The organism is Candidatus Zixiibacteriota bacterium, from assembly GCA_016933955.1.
In the GTDB taxonomy this organism is placed as follows: domain Bacteria; phylum Zixibacteria; class MSB-5A5; order GN15; family PGXB01; genus JAFGTT01.
Genome location: JAFGTT010000024.1, coordinates 19614 through 35400, shown reverse-complemented (window position 1 = coordinate 35400; position 15787 = coordinate 19614). Strand labels below are relative to the sequence as shown.

General features: G+C 46.4%; 17 protein-coding genes. 8 read left to right on the top strand and 9 right to left on the bottom strand.

Annotated elements, in window-relative coordinates:
- Nucleotides 1-8 precede the first annotated feature (8 nt).
- From JXQ28_08160 to JXQ28_08130, 7 genes are all read left to right on the top strand, one after another.
- A complete protein-coding gene (locus tag JXQ28_08160) occupies nt 9-1019 on the top strand; it encodes a Gfo/Idh/MocA family oxidoreductase (protein ID MBN2277702.1) in 1011 nt (336 codons plus the stop codon).
- Complete coding sequence (locus JXQ28_08155; GenBank protein MBN2277701.1) at nt 1016-1693, top strand: transferase; 678 nt, start codon at nt 1016-1018, stop codon at nt 1691-1693. Before JXQ28_08160 ends, JXQ28_08155 begins: the two co-directional genes overlap by 4 nt.
- Nucleotides 1693-2415 (top strand): glycosyltransferase family 2 protein, encoded by a 723-nt coding sequence (locus JXQ28_08150; GenBank protein ID MBN2277700.1) that lies wholly within the window; start codon nt 1693-1695, stop codon nt 2413-2415. Before JXQ28_08155 ends, JXQ28_08150 begins: the two co-directional genes overlap by 1 nt.
- Before the next feature lie 201 nt (nt 2416-2616).
- Nucleotides 2617-3144, top strand: a complete 528-nt coding sequence (locus JXQ28_08145) for a hypothetical protein (GenBank protein MBN2277699.1) — start codon at nt 2617-2619, stop codon at nt 3142-3144.
- Between the two features lie 476 nt (nt 3145-3620).
- On the top strand, nt 3621-3803 hold the full coding sequence (locus JXQ28_08140; GenBank protein ID MBN2277698.1) for a hypothetical protein: 183 nt from the start codon (nt 3621-3623) through the stop codon (nt 3801-3803).
- A 209-nt stretch (nt 3804-4012) separates the two neighbouring features.
- Nucleotides 4013-4519, top strand: a complete 507-nt coding sequence (locus JXQ28_08135; GenBank protein ID MBN2277697.1) for a rhodanese-like domain-containing protein — start codon at nt 4013-4015, stop codon at nt 4517-4519.
- On the top strand, nt 4516-4974 hold the full coding sequence (locus JXQ28_08130; protein MBN2277696.1) for a DoxX family membrane protein: 459 nt from the start codon (nt 4516-4518) through the stop codon (nt 4972-4974). Before JXQ28_08135 ends, JXQ28_08130 begins: the two co-directional genes overlap by 4 nt.
- Here the strand turns inward: JXQ28_08130 and JXQ28_08125 are convergent.
- The 9 genes from JXQ28_08125 to tadA all read right to left on the bottom strand — a co-directional run bounded on the left by JXQ28_08125 (nt 4971) and on the right by tadA (nt 13913).
- Nucleotides 4971-6251, bottom strand: coding sequence for a secretin and TonB N-terminal domain-containing protein (locus JXQ28_08125; GenBank protein ID MBN2277695.1), 1281 nt, complete (start codon nt 6249-6251; stop codon nt 4971-4973). The genes JXQ28_08130 and JXQ28_08125 overlap by 4 nt on opposite strands.
- A complete protein-coding gene (locus JXQ28_08120) occupies nt 6248-6694 on the bottom strand; it encodes a hypothetical protein (GenBank protein ID MBN2277694.1) in 447 nt (148 codons plus the stop codon). Before JXQ28_08120 ends, JXQ28_08125 begins: the two co-directional genes overlap by 4 nt.
- Complete coding sequence (locus JXQ28_08115; protein MBN2277693.1) at nt 6694-7254, bottom strand: hypothetical protein; 561 nt, start codon at nt 7252-7254, stop codon at nt 6694-6696. The genes JXQ28_08120 and JXQ28_08115 overlap by 1 nt, the downstream gene beginning before the upstream one ends.
- On the bottom strand, nt 7251-8855 hold the full coding sequence (pilM, locus tag JXQ28_08110; protein MBN2277692.1) for a pilus assembly protein PilM: 1605 nt from the start codon (nt 8853-8855) through the stop codon (nt 7251-7253). The genes JXQ28_08115 and pilM overlap by 4 nt, the downstream gene beginning before the upstream one ends.
- 8 nt (nt 8856-8863) lie before the next feature.
- Nucleotides 8864-10009, bottom strand: a complete 1146-nt coding sequence (locus JXQ28_08105) for a prepilin-type N-terminal cleavage/methylation domain-containing protein (protein ID MBN2277691.1) — start codon at nt 10007-10009, stop codon at nt 8864-8866.
- 3 nt (nt 10010-10012) lie between these two features.
- Nucleotides 10013-10456, bottom strand: a complete 444-nt coding sequence (locus JXQ28_08100) for a prepilin-type N-terminal cleavage/methylation domain-containing protein (protein ID MBN2277690.1) — start codon at nt 10454-10456, stop codon at nt 10013-10015.
- Nucleotide 10457: 1 nt separating this feature from the next.
- Nucleotides 10458-10895 (bottom strand): prepilin-type N-terminal cleavage/methylation domain-containing protein, encoded by a 438-nt coding sequence (locus tag JXQ28_08095; GenBank protein MBN2277689.1) that lies wholly within the window; start codon nt 10893-10895, stop codon nt 10458-10460.
- Nucleotides 10896-10975: 80 nt separating this feature from the next.
- Nucleotides 10976-12190: a type II secretion system F family protein gene (locus JXQ28_08090; protein ID MBN2277688.1), complete on the bottom strand. Its 1215-nt coding sequence runs from the start codon at nt 12188-12190 to the stop codon at nt 10976-10978.
- A complete protein-coding gene (gene tadA, locus JXQ28_08085) occupies nt 12183-13913 on the bottom strand; it encodes a Flp pilus assembly complex ATPase component TadA (protein MBN2277687.1) in 1731 nt (576 codons plus the stop codon). Before tadA ends, JXQ28_08090 begins: the two co-directional genes overlap by 8 nt.
- A gap of 155 nt (nt 13914-14068) precedes the next feature.
- Between tadA and JXQ28_08080 the strand changes: the two genes are divergently transcribed.
- Nucleotides 14069-15682: a hypothetical protein gene (locus JXQ28_08080; protein MBN2277686.1), complete on the top strand. Its 1614-nt coding sequence runs from the start codon at nt 14069-14071 to the stop codon at nt 15680-15682.
- Nucleotides 15683-15787 lie beyond the last annotated feature (105 nt).

The window sequence follows — 15787 nt, the reverse complement described above, 5'->3', positions numbered from 1 at the left end:
GAGTGAATATGATAAATATCGGTGTCATTGGATGCGGATACTGGGGACCCAATCTGGTAAGGAATTTCAATTCGCTTAAAAACGCCCGTGTTTTTGGAGTGGCCGACAAGAGAGAAAAAAGGCTGGAATATATTTCTCGCCTGTATCCCAATATTGAATTAATTACTTCGAAAGCCGATGATATTCTGCACCATCCTGAGATTGATGCCATTATTATTGCTACCCCCGTTTCATCACATTTCACTCTGGCTATGGAGGCTCTGGAAAACGGTAAACATCTGCTGGTGGAAAAGCCGATGACTTCGACTTTAGAGCAGGCCGAGGTTTTGATAGAAACCGCCGAAAAGAAAAACCTTACGCTCATGGTCGATCATACTTTTATTTATACCGGGGCGGTTCGCAAGATAAAGGAAATCATCGCCAATGATGAACTGGGGGAAATTTATTATTTCGATTCGGTTCGGGTCAATCTTGGTCTTTTTCAGAATGATATAAATGTCATCTGGGATCTGGCGCCGCACGATGTCTCGATTATGGATCATCTGATAAATAAAAAACCCCGAACCATTTCTGCGACCGGAATGGCCCATTTCGATACCGGGATCGAGAATATCGCCTATATTTCGGTGATGTATGATGCTGGATTAATGGGACATATCCATGTCAACTGGCTGGCCCCGGTAAAAGTGCGCAAAACCCTGATCTGTGGATCACGAAAAATGATTGTTTATGATGATGTCGAACCATCCGAAAAGGTTAAAGTGTACAATAAGGGTATCGATTATATTAAACGGCGGGAAGAGGCTTACGATCTTCTGGTACAGTACAGGACAGGGGATATGCTCGCTCCCCGTCTGGAATTGACCGAGGCCCTGAATCTGGTAGCCGGGGAGTTTATTGATTCCATTGAAAACGACCGGCGCCCGCTGACTGACGGGCAGGCCGGATACCGGGTGGTAAAAATACTTGAGGCGGCCGGCCGTTCTCTTAAACAGGGCGGAAAGGTGGTTGACCTGTGATAGATGCCAAAATTGTCGGCGATGTCAGAATTTACGATAACGTCAGTATCGGTGATGGTTCGATTATATATGGACCAGCCGTGCTGGGTCAACCGGCGCGGGGGAAAAGCGACGGGGAGATATCGCTGGCTATCGGACGCAATGCTGTAATTCGTCCTTTCACCGTCATATATGCGGGGAACAAGATCGGCGACGATTTTCAAACCGGGCAGGGAGCGTCGATTCGAGAAGATAATATCATCGGCGATAATGTCTCGGTCGGGACCAATGCCGTTCTGGAATTCGAAAATAAAATCGGTAATAATTGCCGGATTCATTCCGGCTGTTTTCTGGAAATGGTAAGCTTGGGAAATTTTATTTTTATCGGGCCGAATACCGTTTTTACCGATGATCCGCATCCGATGAACTGCCCGAAATACAAGGAATGCGGCGGCGGGGCGATTGTCAGTGACTATGCCAAGATTGGGGCCAACTGCACCTTTCTCCCGGCGGTAAAAATCGGAACCGGGGCGCTGATCGGGGCCGGGTCGGTGGTGGTGAGTGATATTCCCGAAATGATGGTGGCGGCCGGAAATCCAGCACGGGTTATCAAACCGGTGAAAGATTTAACCTGTCGTATTGATGCCTTTGACCGTCCCTATATATGGTGGCCGTACACCCAGCAGGATGATTGATGACAGCACCGGTCAACAAAATCCTGGTCGCCTTATTTTCATACAATGAAGGGAAAAAACTGCAGAATTTGATCGGGCGTTTTCCACGGGTAAGAAATTATGATATTCTTGTGGTCGATGACGGCTCCGATGATGGCAGTCTTGAGTTCCTCCGACAGCAGGACGTTGGCTTAATTCATCATGACCACAATCTCGGTATTGGCGCCGGTATACGGGATGCTATCAACTATGGGCGTTCAACTGATTATGATATTATGGTCGTCATGGCCGCCAACGGAAAGATGTTGCCCGAAGAAATCGGGCGGGTTTTGGATCCGATTGTTTCCGGGCGGGCCGATTATGTCCAGGGCTCCCGTTATCTTGAAGGAGGAAAATCGCCCAATCTACCGTATTTTCGCAGAGTCATGATCCGGGTTTTTACCGTAATCGTGAATCTTTTTACCGGTTACCGAGGAACCGATATCACCTGCGGTTTCAGGGCGTACCGACTTTCCTTATTTGACGATCCGCGTTTCCGAATCGATCAGCCCTGGTTGAATAAGTACGAAATGGAATATTATCTTCAATATCATGTATTAAAGGGAAAATATCGAATGGCCGAGGTCCCGGTTTCAATGGTTTATCCACAGAGGAGGAAAAATTATTCAAAAATTAAACCGGTGATCGGCTGGTGGTCGATGATTCGCCCTTGGCTGTATCTTATCTTGGGAATTAAAAAATAGATTTCCATTTTAATCTTACGCATTTATGAAGAATTGGCAGAAAAAAACGGTGGCCTGGCCGCATACATAGTGCCCGGGCGGATTTTGGCCCGTTTCAGGGATGAGTCGGGCTTTTATTATGGCGCTACTAAGGGTAGTTATTTTCAATATTGACATCCATTTGGGACCAGCCTATAATTCCTGATACAACAGGGATTAAATATGGGTAAACTTATTCTGAAAATCTTATTGGCAATTGTTTTGATATCCATAATTGCAGGTTTATCTGTTTATAAATCGCATCTCAGTGCCAAAAGAGAGCAGGCGGACAGAGAGGCCTTGAAAGAAGAATATTTTCAAACCAGGGATAGTATAATCCTGCGGCAGTTTGATGATTCCACCCGGGTTTATATTGATTCAATTCAATATCTTGAGAAATTTTATCAGGATAGGATTGACAGCCTTAATACGTTTTACACCGCCCAGGAAAGCGTGTTGACGTCCAGGATCCAGGAACAGGAGGAAGCATTAAAAAAGAAAAATAATATATCGACCCCATCGACGGTAAGACCTCAAAAGCAGGATGATACTCATGAACGCATCCGGGATGACTATGATCGCCGTATAAATGATCTCCCGGGCGATTTGACCCGTTATGAGTTGAGGGTATCTATCGATGAGATTATCATCGAGCTTTCCGAGAAATATAAAATTTCTCCCGACTCGGTCAGACAGATTCTAAAAAAGTAATCGACTCGCCTCAAGGTAATTCGAAATATAATCAGTATCGTTCGGTACTAATTTCAGAAGGAATATTCTCGAAATATTAAATATTCGCGTTTATAAATAAAACCGTGGAAATCTCATGCTGATTACAAGTATTGGCGGTGGAATTCGTACCGTTTCTTATAAAATCACAAAGGCGTCAAGGTAATATAATGATAAGGCGGACAACATGATACGCCTTATTAGTACGATCGAAATGATATTTTAATTCAAATAAAACGCTTTTAAAACTTGACATTCAATTCAAACCGTGGCATACTATAAACAAATAGAATACCCACTTATTCTTGCCGCCATATTCTTTTTTGGGTTAGTGAAGCACCTTTAAACAGATCTTCTGTTGGGAGTTTAAGGAGGTGATGCCGACTTAGAGTTAAACCCCAGTTTTTAGCCCTTCATTTGATTTTTAACCGTAGTAATAGGCTAAGTGGGAGAAAATTATGCCCCCGAGAAAAGAAGCAGAGCAATTCGCCAGTTCTGGAACTAAAGATTGCTGGCATCCATACGGTCTTCAGAATTTAAGCCCTGAGAAATTCGTGGCCGTGGTTTCCAGAATTCTGGCGGGGAAATTCAATTTACTTGATTTAAAGTGGAATAAGGAATTACAGGTTAAATCAAACTGACATGTTTTTTCGCCCCGAAAAATGAGTCGCTAATCAGATATGTGGATTAAAAAGTTTCGGTTAAGACCGGCTATGAGCCGGTCTTTTTTTATGTTTTTTCATATTTCGCATCGGATAGAATGCCAATTTCATTGACAACCGGGATGAAATTATTAATATTTGCCGCCTGTATACTTTGTCTGAACCTATGGATATGATTGGTTGTAATAATGATGATGAAAATTGGCATAAAACAGGCTCTTGTAATATTGATTCTGGCCATCATTATAGCCATCCTGGTTAATACCGTATCTCCCCACAAAATTTCTTTTCAGGGCAACTGGCCGTCGGTTGACGGTTCCAGTGAGGTGGTCTTGCCACCGTCGGCTGACGAAAATGATCCACCTTTTATATCTCTTGATGAGGCTGCGGCCAAATTTCAGTTGCCTGGAGTAGTCTTTGTTGATGCTCGTGATCCGGAGGATTTTGCGGTGGGAAGAATCAGGGGATCGATAAATATCCCCTACGATTATATTGATGACTATTGCGGGCGTCTTGATGAAATTCCCAAAAACAGGGTCGTAGTAATTTACTGCTCCGGCTCGGAATGTGAACTGTCTCTCTTTCTGGGGCGCGATATGAAGTATGATGGCTACAGCAATATTTTTGTTTTTTACGGCGGCTGGCGTGAGTGGGAGCGAGCCAATTTGCCGATTGAAAGCGGGGACGGGAAATGAACGGTGATAAAATATTGAATAATGACTATCTTGGGTTGCTGGTTCGGCTGGCTATCGGGCTTATTTTCATTTATGCTTCGCTGGATAAAATATGGTCTCCGGGGGATTTTGCCCGGATTATGTACAATTATCACCTGGTCCCCGGGTCGTTGATAAACCTGACGGCCCTGATTCTACCATGGGTGGAATTACTCTGTGGTCTCTTTCTGGTTTTGGGAGTGTTCAAGGAGGGGAGTCTTCTGATTCTCAATCTTCTCGTAATCGTTTTTATCGTAGCCATCAGCATCAATCTCGTCCGCGGGGTCGATCTCGAGTGCGGCTGTTTTTCGGTCAGCTCCAAGGCCAAAAGCAGTGCCCTGTCCCTGCTCCTTCGCGATCTGGGATTGCTGATCCTGACTCTTTATGTTTTCTTCAATCGTTCCAGGCGTTTTATGCTGGCTCGTGCTCGCCGTTAGTTCCCGGATATTTTGGGAGTAATCATTATCATCAGATCGGTGGTCGATGTCTCCACCAGCCGATGTTTGAAAAGGTTGCCGAGAATCGGCAAAGATCCCAGGAAAAACAGCTTTTGTTCTGTTTCGATTTTATTTTCTTTCAACAAGCCGCCCAGGACGGCCGTTTCGCCATCCCTGACGGCGATTTTGGTTCGAACCGAACGTTCCGACGTAATCGGTTTCTGATTATCAGCTGAACCGGAATAACCGATTATTTCAGCCACGGTGGGCTGGACATCAAGAATTATCTCATTGTCATCGGCTATATGAGGAGTCACCAAAAGAGTGATGCCGATTTCTTCATCCTGGAAGGTAACGATATCTTGGACAGAACCGCCCTCACTGAAGCGATTGATTGTCTGAATCGGAACCACCGTGGTAGCTTTGATCTCGGCCTGATGATTGTTAATGGTGGTTATACGGGGATCGGATATCAATTTGGAGTGCCCGCTATTCTGTAAAAAATCCAATACCAGGCTGAGTTCGCCGACCGATAGTTTTCCCCATTCCCATTTACCATCCGGCAGGGCTATCTGGCCCACAGCTTCCGAGGAAGAACTGCTTCCATCCGATGATTCGCTCTCCAGATAAACCCCGTGAGCCCGGCCCTTGAGACTGGTGGGCCATTTGAAACCGACCTGGTCGCTCTGATCCATATTGATCTCGACCATCCTGACCTCAATGGCAATCAATGGTTCCGGCCGATCCAGTTGAGCGATAAAGGCCGCGACTCGCTCCGTCACTCCGGCCAGATCGACAACGGCCAGCTTGGTGGGGATGGGGGACCCTATTGACGTCGTGGTCTGGGTACCGCCCTCAATTATCCTGATCTTTCCCTTGGGCGACAGGAGATCTTCGGCGGCTTTGACCGCCGATGCCGGTGAAATATATTTAAGTTCAATAATCTTGATCTCGGTTTCACCGACGGCGTCCATGGTAACGGGCTTGATAACAATAATGTCGCCGCTGAAATAGAAATTGTAACCGTTGGATGCAAGAATAGCATTGAGAGCATCTTCGAGATTTACATTTTCTAATTTGACGCTGATGTTTTCATTGATTTCACCGGATTGAACCAGATTAAGATTATATTGCTGGGCAATCATATTGAGGACGGTGGTAATGGGAACATCCTCAAATTGAAGAGAGATTTTTTCTTTGGAATCAAGCGGCCCCGCCACGGCCAATGCCATGGCCAGCCAGTAAACTATTGTAACAGAAAAAAGCGCGTATTTCATGATATTCCCTTTGACAGTGTCAATTTGAATTGCAATCCATCTTTATCAAGAGCAACGGATTTTTCCATGATATCGACTATTATGGCCCCATTGACGGAATCACCCGTGCGGACGATGCGATTATTTATCACTGCGGAAGGATTGTCCCGGCTGTACAGGATTCCGCCCAGCACCCATCGCGGTGATTCAGCGGCAACCTCATCCGGTCGATCAACATCTCCGGGTTGCAGAAAAGGATCCTGCCCCCAGGGCAGGGATTCATATTTTTCAATATCAATTGCCCGTGCCGGGGGAGTCGATCTGGCTATCTCAGCTCGTACCGGTGGTGAAACCGGTTCCTGTTTTAAATCCCGGCTGTTCTTCCCGGTGAAATTGTATATACCCCAGGCCACCGCTACGACAAAAACGGCATATATTATTTTTTTTCTTTTATCTGCATTCATCAATTATCCTTTATTGTTCCCAGGATGGCCTTGAAACCATAAGTAACATCGGCAAAAGACCTGCCATCGGTCGGATTACTGACACGGCAATGATTAGTGCCGCGATAGAAATCCTGGGCCTCAATGAATTTTATATACTGCCCGATGTCTTTAAATTTTCCCCGTTGCCGGATTATTATATTCAATAAATGCGGCTGGTCATTGGTCGGCATGGTTCGATTCAGTTCCAGCAATTCTTCAACGGATGGTGATATTTCCACCAGATTCAGGTTGTGTCTTTCCGACTCCCGGGTTATACGATCGAATAGCTTGAGGAGATCTTCCCGGGTATATAACTTGGACAGAAGGTTTTTACGTCTTTCCGAAAGGGTTTGCTGGGCCTTAAAATATTGGGGAAATCTATCCATGATATTCCGATAATCATTCAATATTAATTCCGATGATGCCAGCGATGCCTTCAATTCCTTTTGTTTTTTTATTTCCGGAGAAACCAGAAAGAAAAACCAGGCGGCCAGAACAGCCAGCAGAATAATCAGACTGATGATATATCTTGTTTTCATAACACGGCATCCATTTCAATCTGGAAATCAATGGCGAACCGGTCGCCCCGGGGTTGTTTGCTGTGACGCTGGAGAGTGATGTTGTTATAGAAGGGAGAACTTTCCAGGCGGGCTATGAATTCCGCCAGAACGACTTCCGGCGGCGGATCTGCAGAAAGCGTCTGGCCGGATATGACCAGGGTCTTCCTGCTATCGCCATCCTGAAGATCGTACAAATTTAACTTTATACCCTGTGGCAAAAGCCGTGAGAGTTCTTTCATATTCAGATGGAGGATGGTTGGTTCGGATTTCAGTTTTTTCAGCAAATCGTTATCGGCCGACATCTGGAGTTTGATCTGGTTGTACATGTTATAAACCGCCGAATTACGGAAAGTCTCGACCTGTTCATTCTGCGCCCGCAATTTGTAATTTTCGATATCAGTCTGCAGTTTCAGGCCCGACCAGATTGCCATCAGGAAAGCCGTAATGACGATAAAAACAGGTATCATCAAAGCCGCGAATTTCCGATTGACTTTCTGTTCCCTGATCGCCGGTGGAAGGAAATCGATCAAATTGTATTCCGCCAGGCTCATGGCTACGGCACTGAGCGAAACCGGGATTTGCTCATATCGATCCGCCAGAACAGGGTGAATTCCGGACCAACCCTCAAGCGGAAAACGTCGAAATTCAATTCCGAATCGATCGGAAAGATTCTCGATTAATTCTGTTGAGTAGGATAAGTCACCATAAATGTAAACCTTGTCGGCCGAGGTGTTGGAAAATTGGCCGACATAATAATCAAGCGAATTTTGAATTTCAGTAACCAGAGATTCGGTGAAATATTCATACGTTGTCGGAGTTGCCGGACCGCCGGAAAGAGTGTCCGAACCGACCGAGCAAATATGCATGAACTCCAGATATCTGCCGCGATAGAAGGAAATCACGGATTTTTGTTTCTTAATATTTATAAGGGCATAGGTACGGCCGGGATCGAAGTCGGCCGTGTGCGGAAGCATATGGCCGATTGCCTCTAACTCGTGATAAGCGGCGTTTGGGTTCAAATCCAAAGGTTCGATAATGTCCAGTTTCTGATCGATTTCTTCCTTGAGAACCGCTATCAGGGCGCAGGAAAAATCCTCGCCGAGATCGGTTTTCCTGCGTTCGATTATGTTGAATCCGTAATAAGCGTTTTCGAGCCCGAATGGAATTCGCTTGCTGCCCTCCCAGAACAAAGCCTCATTAAGTTCTTTTTGCTTCATCCGGGGCAGAGTTATCAGGCGAAAGGCCGATTCCGATCCGCCCACTCCCAAAACATAATTGGTCAGGATTCCCTTATGTGTTTTTATGTACCTGTTTATTTCTTCGCCAAGAAATCTCCTGCGGTCATCTTCCGATACCGGGGTTTGGGGAATATAAATTTTATTGACATCGAGTATGCACGATCGATATCCATAATGCTTCGCAGTTGCCAGTTGAAGAGCGTTGTTGTCGAGAAAAATAGTGATTGTCCGGCCGAATCTAATTTGCTTTTTCCAATCGGTTCGGATATTGATTGACCCTGTTTTATTCCCCGATGACTGGATGGCCATTCCGGTTTTATTCTGAATGTCTACTGTCGTCATTTTCTGGTTTATATGCTGAAGGTTATTTCGCTATTGTCGCTGAACATAATTGTCACATTAGTTCCGTTCATGTATTCATAACCGGCACTTCCTGTTTGGGCATCACGAAACCGCTCCAGCCGGATCGTCTGTGATGAACCGTTGTTGATTCCCATGGTACTGCTGAAATCGACCTGATCTCCCGAACCATACCTCGGATTGGTCCGATTGGCCACAGTGTTACTACCCCAGCGAACTCGCTCGAAATAAGCCGCCGGGACATGGTCGTAGGTTACCTTGATCCATGATATGGAAACATTGGCGCCGGTATTGTTATAAATCTGAAAATATATATTTTGGCCATAAGTGCCATTGAGGACAGCCGAACCGGTCACATATTGCAGGCCGCTTCCGCTGGATGAGTTTCCTGCCCCCCAGAGGGCCGATCCGAAACGGATATTATTAACGACACTTGATTTTGGTAATACCGTGACATAAGATACCACCGTATCGCCGGTGGTGGTATTAACAGTGGTCATAATGTGATGGCCGATTGGAAGGCCGGAAATACTGTAATTGCCATTGGGGGAGGGATTGACCGCGGTCGAAGTCATGGCTCCAGCACCGTCAGGATATTCAAGTACGATATTTACGCCGGTGCTGTAAATTCCCGGCGGTATCCCTTCAGCATCCATAACCGATCCCTGGATGGTATTACTGGTCAAATCCGATACCGCCGAGGCGAATTGACGCGTGATAGTGGAACCCGATCCGGTCGATGTAATGCTGGTACCGCCTCCGTATATGTACAGAACACCCCAGGCATCCTTTTTAAAATCATCCGGTGTTTGCGTAAAATTGCTGCTGATATACGGTCCGTTCCAGGTGGCAAAACCGCCCGGCGTTGAAATCAGGGCATCAAGATCAGGCGGCAAGGAACCGACATCGCCGACATATCCAAAATCGGCCCGGGTGCCGTTGTTTATCAGATCCGGGTCCCCGGCTATGGCTTTGGCCAGGGCATTCAGTTCGGTTTTGGTTGATTCGACCCGGCCGGTTTCAATTACCGAATCCATTGATTTCATTGCCACCCCGGCTAGAATTCCGATGATGATTATGACCATCACCAACTCAATCAGGGTCAAACCCTGTTGTGATTTCAGCCTTTTTTCCATACTTCAGAACGTTGTTACAATGTTGGGCGTCACGCCCGTGGAGGTTACGGTCCTGTTGTTGGGATCATACACATAAGCGCTACCCCAGCTGTCAGTCGCGTAATTCTGCAGTGAACTGTCAAGGTACGGCCCATTCCAGCCCAGCCTGGTAATCCGGTCATAAACCGGAATACTGTCGGGCCTGATGACCAGATCCACCAGTCGTGAAGGAGGAAAACCCACATCTCCTTCAAAACCCCGGTCGATATATTGGCCTCCGGATATCACCCGGGCATCTCCGATTATGGCCGTCTTTATTCTCAGCATCTCGTCCTTGGTGGCGCTTATTTTCGAATTCTGTGTCATACTGCCGAATTTTGGAATCGCCACCGCGGCAATGATTCCGAGGACGACAATAATTATCACCAATTCAATCAGTGTAAAACCGTGTTGATGCGGCAGTTTCATTTTACCAGTTATTTTCTCCCGCGATATTGCTGTTGAGCCATATTTCCCCGGTATTGGGATTATAAGCCCAGCCGCCGCGTGTCCCGCTGACGGTTCCCTTGGCCAGAGCACTGCCATCGATTATGCTGTCCGCCGCATTCGCGTCGTATTGATAAGGATTAGCCGGAATACCCTGTTCCATGACCATGTCCTCCATTGTCAGGGTGTCAAGGGTTGGCCATGATGGTGTCCCGGTTTCGACCGCTTTATTGGCGTACCAGATCGAAATGCCGGACCTCAGTGCCCCTAGAGCGCCTCTGGCGGCCGCTTCTTTGGCCTCGGACGATATATTCGAATACTTGGGAATCGCCACCGCGGCAAGAATGCCGAGGACCACGATTATGATAACCAGTTCAATAAGCGTGAATCCACCCCGGTTGGATAGTTTTTTCAGCCGCATTTCAACTCCTTTAATTGATTTAATTGAATTGTTTCGTTCATTGTCATTATCGGTAAAAACAGGCATTGTCTTAATTTCCCCTATCCCTTGAATACCTGGATTAAGTTCCACATTGGCAAGAAGATAGCCAGGGCGACAATTAGCACGAAACCGCCCAGGACAATGGTCAGAATCGGCTCCAGAACGGCTGTCAGATGACGGGATTTGTAATCCACTTCCTTGCTATAATGATTGGATACTTCTTCCAGCATACTTTCAAGAGAACCGCTTTCCAGTCCCACCCGGATCATGTGGATAGCCATTTCGGGGAAGAAAGTCAGTTTGTTTCCCAGACTGCTCAACTCCCGTCCCTCGCGGAAGGAATCGGCCATTGATTTTATCTCCATGGTCAATTGGCTGTTTTTAACCACCCCCGATAACATATCGAGGGTTCGAACAACCGGCATACCGCTTTTCAGAAGGACCTGAAAGATATAGGAAAAACGGGCGACATTTCCCTTGACAATAAGGTCTCCGAATATCGGCAGAGTCAGAATTTTCATGTCAAGGAAGTGTTTGCCACCGGGCGTCGACCGAATTTTTCTGAAAAGGAAAAACAATATGACGGCCATGGCCATGGCCGGTATCCAGTAATGGGAAATAGTCTGATTTATCCAGATCAGCATTCTGGTCGGAAGCGGTAATTCCGCCCCCATCTTGGAATAAAAATTAATAAACCTCGGGATTACAAAACTGATCAGAACCACGAAGGCTCCGGTAATTGCGGCAACGATAAATATGGGATAGCGAATTGAAGATTTAATTTGCCGGTTTAAGGCCAGATCTTTTTCCAGCATATTCCCCAGTGATTCCATAATCTGTTCCAGAGTTCCCGATTGCTCACCAGCGGCGATGGAAGCGATGTAGATTTTGGGGAAGATATCCGGGAATTCGGCCATGGAATCGGCCAGCGAGCGTCCGGAATTAATATTACTGCGTATTTTGGCCAGCGCCTTGTTGAAATAACTTTTTTCATCCCCGATTTTTATAATAGCAAGAGCCTGCAAAATGGGTATACCGGCTCGATAAAGCGTCCCCAGGTTTCGCGTAAATAAAATCAGGTCTTCATACCGGTGGCTTTTCATAAAACCGAACAACCCGGCTTTTTCGGTATTTCTTTTCAGTTTAATACGGGTCGGAATCAGCTGTTTCCTGGCAAGTATGGCCGCCACATGTTTGCTGTCATCGGCCTGCACCGAACCTGTCTGCCGCTGTCCATCATGGGTCCGGGCTGTATATGTAAATGTTTTAGACATTGACCGGGACACCTTCCGGCAGAATTTCTTGGTCGGTATGTTTGCTGATGCTGATTACTCGAAGTAGTTCCTCAAGGCAGACCTCACCTGACTTGACCTTGGCAATACCGGCCTCGAATAATGGTCGGTAACCGCGGCTAAGGGCTTGTTGCCGAATTTGACCGTCCGAAGCGCCGGTAGCAATCATTTCGGACACGATATCATCCACCACAACCAGTTCGAAAATGCCGGTTAAGCCCTTAAATCCGGTCATTCGACAACGGCTGCATCCTGTTCCGCGATAGAATTTGGCGCTTTCCCTTAATCCGGTCAGACCGGCCAAATGCAGTTGATATTCCTGAGGTTGATATTCTTCTTTGCAATGGGGGCAATTGGTCCGCAATAAACGCTGCGCGAGAATCCCTTTCAAAGCCGAGGCCACTAGATATTTTTCAATTCCCATATCGACCAGTCGGGCGATACTGCCGGGAGCGTCATTGGTATGCATGGTGGAAAAGACCAGATGTCCTGTCAGAGCCGACCGCATCGCCATAATAGCCGTTTCGGTATCGCGGATTTCTCCGATCATGATTATATCCGGATTCTGTCGAAGAATTGACCGCAGGCTGTGAGCGAATGTCAGGCCGGCTTTTTCATTGGTTTGAACCTGGTTAATCATCTGCAACGAATATTCCACCGGGTCCTCGACGGTAATTATATTCTTTTCGATAGAATTGACTTCCCGTAAAACGGAATAAAGGGTGGTCGTTTTTCCGCTTGAAGTGGGACCCGTGATAAGAATCAGGCCTTCTTTTTTCTTTATCAGTTCCTGCCAGTTGGCCAGTAAATCGGGCGTGAAACCGAGAGCATCAAGCCCGAAATTAAGAATCCGGCGGTCAAGTATACGAATGACCACTTTTTCCCCGTGAATGGTCGGCAGGGTGGATACCCGCAGATCGATATCGGCCCCGTCCACGCGCAGAAACAACCTGCCATCCTGGGGCAGTCTTTTTTCAGAGACATCAAGATTGGCGGCCACCTTAATCCGGGAGATTATCTCGGATTGCAGATTTTTTGGCGGCGAGGCTTCTTCTTTCATGACGCCGTTGACCCTAAAACGGACCCTGAGCTGGTTCTCATCCGGTTCGATATGTATATCCGAGGCTTTATCCTTTACTGCCTGGTTGATCAACAAATTAACCAGTTGGACGACCGGGGCATCATCGCCGGCCACGGCCATTCCCTCGGCTATATTCTCAACCGGTTCTTCCTCGACCGCTTCATGATAGATGCCGATGACCCCGTGCATGGAATCAGCCACCGAGTAATACTGGTCAATAGCCGCATCGATTTCCGAGCGAAGAGCCACGACCCGCTTGATATCGCACCTGGTAATATATTTCAATTCCTCAATGGCAATAATATTCAACGGGTCAGACATGGCCACTGTCAGACCATCGGCGATTTTAAATATGGGAATCAAACCGTAACGACGGGCGACTTCCACCGGGACAAGATTGATTACCATGGGATCAATAACGATACTGTCGATTGACAGCTTGGGTATTTTTAATCGTTCCGAGATAGTTTCCACCAGTTGGTCCTCGGTAATATATCCCGATTCGACCAGAATCTGGCCGATTTTCCTGCCGGTTGTGGATTGTTCTTTGAGTGCCTGTTCAAGCTGAGCCCGGGTTATCAGCTCTTTTTCGATCAGGATATCACCGATTTTTTTTCTGGCCATTGATATTTTCTTGAAGCAGTTTATTTCTTATATTATTTCGGAATAATGACCGGTTCCCTTAACCGATAAAGTCTATGGTATTTATGAAGATATGTAGACTGCGAAAATTCCGGAGAAAAGACTGTCGAAGTATATAAAAAAGACTGGCTGTCGGTATGAAAAATAACGACCTGAATCTTATATGTTTTATAATGGCTATCCTGATGGTGATCCAGGTAAAAGCCGCAACATCCCGTCTTACTATGCCCGAATCCAAGGAATTTGGCCCGTTGATTGATACGATTATAATCGAAAATAACAATATTTTTGACACCGATTTACCGCGTTATGACACCTGGATTTATCGATGGGCCAATAAATTACATATTTATACACGGAGTTATGTCGTCAGCCGGGAAGTCCTTCAAAAGCCGGGCGAGCCATTCTCAAGGGAATTGGCCGATGAAACCGAGCGGAATCTCCGGGCCCTGCGATTTATATCCACAGCCTCAGTCGAATTCGGGATTGATCCGAGCGGGCGCAATATTATGCGAGTAGTCACCACCGATGTCTGGACGTTGACGGGCGGATTTTCAGTCCATCGCAACTCGGGGGAAGTAACCTATCAACTGGCTCTCAAGGAAACCAACCTTCTGGGTACCGGGCAGTATATCGATATGAATTATTTCTTTCGGGATTTTGATGAAGATTATGCGCATCTGACTTTTTCCGAAAGAAGATTGTTTGGAACGCGGCACTACCTGGAGTTGTTCTACGACGAAAGCCCCGCGGTTGGCCTGAAAGCGCTGTTTTTTGGGAAACCGTTTTATTCTCTGAATTCCAGATTCCAATATCAATTGTATCTGGCGGATATAAATCGAAGGGATGATTTTTATTCCGGAGGCAAAATTATCGGACAGGACGATGTCTCCGGCAGTGAGATAACAGCCCATGCCAATTATCGGTTTGGCAATTATTCCCAAAAGGTGACCGCCGGGATGGAAATTTCATATCAGGATACCAGAATTTCCAATCGCCGGCTTTACGAGGAAAATCTGAATTTCGCATTTCCGAGTGATAGTGTCTTTTGGAAAATCGAGCCGAGTGCGGTAATCGGCAACTACCATTATGTAAAGACAAAGCGAATTAACGAGATTGATAATATCGAAGATATTGCCCTGATCACCTCGGCCTCGGTGGGATATGGCTGGGTAATTGACGCCGGAAGCGGACATAAACTCCTAAATCATATCAACATCTCTAACAGGTATTCTGCCAAACCCGGCTGTAATTACTTTTTTATGACATTTGACTGGGATTGGTGGCTGGATGGCCCGGTTGACTTCAGAAAACGACAACATTATTCGATATTATATTATAACAACAGGTTACCATGGCTGACCATAATGATGCGGGGAAGTTATACCAGGGATTGGCGTCAGGATGACTCAAGGGCGCTTTATCTGGGCGAAAACAACGGTGTTAGAGGCTATAATAAAAATTTTCAGGATGGTGATCGAAGATTCGTGTTTACTCTGGAAAACCGATTCTTTTCCGGGCTGGAAGTTTTTACCACTCATCTGGGCGTGGTTCAATTCTTTGATATGGGCCAGAGCTGGTCATCCGGGGATGAATTTCAGGTCCATAATATGCTCTGGTCAGTCGGGGCCGGATTGCGACTCGGTGTTGCCAAGTTTTCCGGTTCAAAGGTCGTCCGGGTTGATTTCGCCTATGCCGGTCGGACGAAAAGCTGGCAGGTTTCTTTTGGAGTCGGCCAATATATGATGTAAACGCCTGGCTGAGAGTGACGTATAATTTAATATACTTGACAAAAATGGGTTTAAAGTTAAATTGTACTGGGGGAAGAAGATCTCTGCGCCGCCGCACTTTACTTG

Excerpts from the sequence above, each read along its gene's own strand:
- JXQ28_08160 (MBN2277702.1), top strand. The coding sequence starts at position 9 with ATGATAAATATCGGTGTCATTGGATGCGGATACTGGGGACCCAATCTG.
- JXQ28_08150 (MBN2277700.1), top strand. The coding sequence starts at position 1,693 with ATGACAGCACCGGTCAACAAAATCCTGGTCGCCTTATTTTCATACAAT.
- JXQ28_08145 (MBN2277699.1), top strand. The coding sequence starts at position 2,617 with ATGGGTAAACTTATTCTGAAAATCTTATTGGCAATTGTTTTGATATCC.
- JXQ28_08140 (MBN2277698.1), top strand. The coding sequence starts at position 3,621 with ATGCCCCCGAGAAAAGAAGCAGAGCAATTCGCCAGTTCTGGAACTAAA.
- JXQ28_08135 (MBN2277697.1), top strand. The coding sequence starts at position 4,013 with ATGATGATGAAAATTGGCATAAAACAGGCTCTTGTAATATTGATTCTG.
- JXQ28_08130 (MBN2277696.1), top strand. The coding sequence starts at position 4,516 with ATGAACGGTGATAAAATATTGAATAATGACTATCTTGGGTTGCTGGTT.
- JXQ28_08125 (MBN2277695.1), bottom strand. The coding sequence starts at position 6,251 with ATGAAATACGCGCTTTTTTCTGTTACAATAGTTTACTGGCTGGCCATG.
- JXQ28_08120 (MBN2277694.1), bottom strand. The coding sequence starts at position 6,694 with ATGAATGCAGATAAAAGAAAAAAAATAATATATGCCGTTTTTGTCGTA.
- JXQ28_08115 (MBN2277693.1), bottom strand. The coding sequence starts at position 7,254 with ATGAAAACAAGATATATCATCAGTCTGATTATTCTGCTGGCTGTTCTG.
- pilM (MBN2277692.1), bottom strand. The coding sequence starts at position 8,855 with ATGACGACAGTAGACATTCAGAATAAAACCGGAATGGCCATCCAGTCA.
- JXQ28_08105 (MBN2277691.1), bottom strand. The coding sequence starts at position 10,009 with ATGGAAAAAAGGCTGAAATCACAACAGGGTTTGACCCTGATTGAGTTG.
- JXQ28_08100 (MBN2277690.1), bottom strand. The coding sequence starts at position 10,456 with ATGAAACTGCCGCATCAACACGGTTTTACACTGATTGAATTGGTGATA.
- JXQ28_08095 (MBN2277689.1), bottom strand. The coding sequence starts at position 10,895 with ATGCGGCTGAAAAAACTATCCAACCGGGGTGGATTCACGCTTATTGAA.
- JXQ28_08090 (MBN2277688.1), bottom strand. The coding sequence starts at position 12,190 with ATGTCTAAAACATTTACATATACAGCCCGGACCCATGATGGACAGCGG.
- tadA (MBN2277687.1), bottom strand. The coding sequence starts at position 13,913 with ATGGCCAGAAAAAAAATCGGTGATATCCTGATCGAAAAAGAGCTGATA.
- JXQ28_08080 (MBN2277686.1), top strand. The coding sequence starts at position 14,069 with ATGAAAAATAACGACCTGAATCTTATATGTTTTATAATGGCTATCCTG.